The 3,269-nt window shown below is 46.5% G+C and carries 3 protein-coding genes; all 3 read right to left on the bottom strand.

The window, feature by feature from the left end; genetic code table 11:
• Positions 1 to 201: 201 nt before the first annotated feature.
• The 3 genes from JO972_RS16640 to JO972_RS16630 all read right to left on the bottom strand — a co-directional run bounded on the left by JO972_RS16640 (position 202) and on the right by JO972_RS16630 (position 2,918).
• The gene (locus JO972_RS16640) at positions 202 to 906 is read right to left on the bottom strand and encodes a hypothetical protein (RefSeq protein ID WP_309491215.1); all 705 of its coding nucleotides are present in this window, start codon (positions 904 to 906) and stop codon (positions 202 to 204) included.
• 1,100 nt (positions 907 to 2,006) lie between these two features.
• On the bottom strand, positions 2,007 to 2,567 hold the full coding sequence (locus JO972_RS16635) for a hypothetical protein (protein WP_309491214.1): 561 nt from the start codon (positions 2,565 to 2,567) through the stop codon (positions 2,007 to 2,009).
• A gap of 177 nt (positions 2,568 to 2,744) precedes the next feature.
• Positions 2,745 to 2,918 carry a hypothetical protein gene (locus tag JO972_RS16630; protein ID WP_309491213.1) on the bottom strand — a complete coding sequence of 58 codons (174 nt, stop codon included), beginning with the start codon at positions 2,916 to 2,918 and terminating at the stop codon, positions 2,745 to 2,747.
• Positions 2,919 to 3,269 lie beyond the last annotated feature (351 nt).

Genomic DNA, 3,269 nt, shown 5'->3' with positions numbered 1-3,269 from the left:
ACGAGCAAGAAAGCCGCGATGGCAATCCATGATAGTATATTTCTAATAGTGTAAAATTGTTCTGTCGTCATATTATATTATTGTCGAACGTAGAGAACAACCGACAGCCCTCACAAAAGGACAGCGCTTGATCGAAATATTTAATCTTCACTCATCACAGACTGCCGAACGGTTAGCTGTCGGATGCTTCGTCTTGTTAGCTCAATTTTGCTGCACCTCAACAAGATCAAAAATGATATTACTAGGGTCAAGTTCGGACAAGTAATTCTTCAGTTCATCAGATATCAATAAATGTAGTGTAGTGTCTAAACAGAATATTCCAGCATTTGGAACCATATCCTCAAACACAACAAAATCTGATGAATTGGATACACGATTACCTCTACCACAACGCTTACAATGTCGGTCCGATCGACGCTCAATGGGTGGTTTACTTTTCGCTCTTATGATAATTAAAACCCAATCTGGGGTGTTTGGAAGCGGGACAGCTTCAAAATCATCTGGACAAATTCGTGATAACAATGCGGCAACCCGTAGCGAAACAACAGGTGCCTCTAAGGCTGGCCACAAAAAGTCATTATCTTTGTGATGAGGCTGCTTAAAGGTCGGCGGCATTAGCCTAGCTCCAGGACTGAGTTCATGGATACTTAAACCTGAAAACCCTTCAAAACGTCGCAGTTCCTCGCGGAGTTTGTCCAGTCTCTTTGGTTTCAATGGCCAGCTGTCGTTAAGCCCCGTAACATCTCTGAGCTCTTGCGGGCAGTCGATACCCAACAAATCACAACCGCTCCAAGTGCCACAGCACTTCACACCCGGAAGACCATATGGAAAACTAATAGACCCATTATGGTTCGCTTTCTCTTTACTGCTTCTGTAACTAGGTGCTTTGATTCTCCAAATCTTCATTATTTTTAGCTAACGTAAAGCTCAACCGACCGCCCTCGCAAAAGGACAGCGTTTGATCGAAAGTTTAAGTCTTCACAAATCACTGACTGCCGAACGGTTAGCGGTCGGATGCAGCGGATTGTTCGACGCGATTCTTGATTAATCAACCTAGGCACACAAGGAGTAATCAACCCAAGAAAACTGCACATCACCATGAGCGTCTCCGCATGTTGGTGATCTTCTGGAGGCAGCCGCAGGAACGAGGACTGCCGCAAGATGGTCAGCATCATGCTAAACCAAAAAAGTGCCAATCCCCTTGCGCTAAGGGGGTAATACCATTCGATGAACCATCGCCGAAAATGTTGCCCTGCATGATGATCACTTCAAGACACGATCGATGGATCAAGCCAACTATGACCTAAACCGAAATATTCAATCATGATGCATCGAGAACGCCCTATCCAAATATTCTTATTATTGTCGAACGTAGAGCTCAACCGCCGGTGAGTCAACGGACGAAGATCTAGGATGGTCTTAACTTCAAAATGGCTCCAGACTACGAACGGTTAACGGTCGGATGAAGCGCCTTGTTCGGCCAAATTTTTCGCTATTCGAGTATGTATCAAGGGAGCCACATACGCAAAAGGAACACCAATTAACCACCAATATAGTTGGCGATAGTAGCTAGAATCTGTATCCGGGGATTCAATGAAGCGAACTACGTAGCAAATAGCCAAAGTTACGAACATCAAATGAACAATGTCAGCTGTGGAATACACACGGCCAAAGGATGACTGACCCCTGCGCCTTGTTGTGCGGTGCAAATTAGAACGCAGCTTCCGTGAGGGTGATGTCACGGCAATTGACACCACAAGAACAACGTTAAGAGACGCCAATGCCGGATCAACAAGTATCGTCATTAACCCCACGAAACCTAGAAACATAACCAGCGGAAAAAGCACTAACGAAGAAATAGTGTCTACTATGCGATGCATATTATTATTGCCGAACGTAAAGCTCAACCGCCGGTGGGTCAAAGGTCAAAAACCAAGGATGGTCTCAACTGTAAAAAATCTGCGGACTACGAACGGTTAACGGTCGGGTGCAGCGAATTGTTGGGCTTATTTTGGCTCGATAGGTGTAACGGTCTTGCTCCGTCCACCTTGATTCCAGAGCAGCTCATCAGGCGTGGGCCGTGCCTCATTGATAATCTCTACGGCGGCAGTCAAATCATCATAATAACGTTGAACGATCGCTGCCGTTAGTGTCTCCCAAGGAAGCACGTAACAGGCCGAATCGTGAGAAGGATATACACTGGTCTCAAACACCTCGTTAATCTCGATTGTCCTTCCGTGAGCAAGGCGATCGCGAAGGTTAAAAAGCTCCCAAATCGTCTGAAAGGGAGGATGTCCGGGCTCCATTACAAATTCAAGCTGCTTGGTCAGAACAGTAAGCTTCTTTCTGTAAGGTATTCGCTCGATCTCATCCCAAAATGCTATTTCCTCTTCCCCTACATGATTCAGGTATGCCTCGAAAGCGAATGCACAAAAGACTGCGGATGCCTGCAACTGCAGAAGAGATCCTTCTTCATATGTCTTTGCGAAATCGAGCTGATGCCACGCGACATGACGCAACATTGCATACGTGCGGCATTCACCTCCGTGTTCTACTCTTACTTTCATAATATTTGCCCAACGTAGAGCTCAACCGCGCGCTGTAAACCAGATTCGCAATCATTCACGTTCTTAGCTCTCAATGGTTTCGGGCTACGGACGGTATCGCGTCGGATGAAGCGCCTTGTTCGACTGCATTCTTGATTAGGCAACCCAAGCACTCAAGGAATAATCAACCAGCGAAAACTACGCTGAACCTGGAACGTCTGCCGCATGTTGCTGATCTTCTGGAGGCACCCGCAGGAACGAGGACTGCCGCAAGATGGTCAGCATCATGCTAAACCTAACATCTTCCAATACCCTTGCGCTAAAAAAGGTCTTACCATTCGATAATCCACCGCTGATAATGTTGCCCTGCATGATGATCGCGTCGATACGCGGACGATGGTTCAAGCTAGCTGCAATCGTTTCCGAAACCTTCAATCATGATGCATCGAGAACGCCCCACCCCAAAATTCTTATTCTTGGCGAACGTAGAGCTCAACCGCGCACTGTAAAACAGATTCGCACCATTCACGATTTTAGCTCTACAACTTCCTCGGACACCGAACGGTATCGCGTCGGATGAAGCGCCTTGTTCGATCCATTATTGGATTCATCGTGCATGCCAATCTCGCAGTGTTGCACTTCTTACTCTTTTGTATCTGATCGCCGACTATGCAAAATTGCGCACAGAATTGCACCAATGAAACAGATGGCCGATGCAACCGG

The sequence above is a fragment of the Oceaniferula flava genome (genome assembly GCF_016811075.1).
In the GTDB taxonomy this organism is placed as follows: domain Bacteria; phylum Verrucomicrobiota; class Verrucomicrobiia; order Verrucomicrobiales; family Akkermansiaceae; genus Oceaniferula; species Oceaniferula flava.
This window is presented reverse-complemented; position numbering and strand designations above follow the sequence as displayed.

Bases quoted from the DNA above. Each gene is read 5' to 3' on its own strand.
- JO972_RS16640 (WP_309491215.1), bottom strand. From the start codon at position 906: ATGAAGATTTGGAGAATCAAAGCACCTAGTTACAGAAGCAGTAAAGAG.
- JO972_RS16630 (WP_309491213.1), bottom strand. From the start codon at position 2,918: ATGCAGGGCAACATTATCAGCGGTGGATTATCGAATGGTAAGACCTTT.
- JO972_RS16635 (WP_309491214.1), bottom strand. From the start codon at position 2,567: ATGAAAGTAAGAGTAGAACACGGAGGTGAATGCCGCACGTATGCAATG.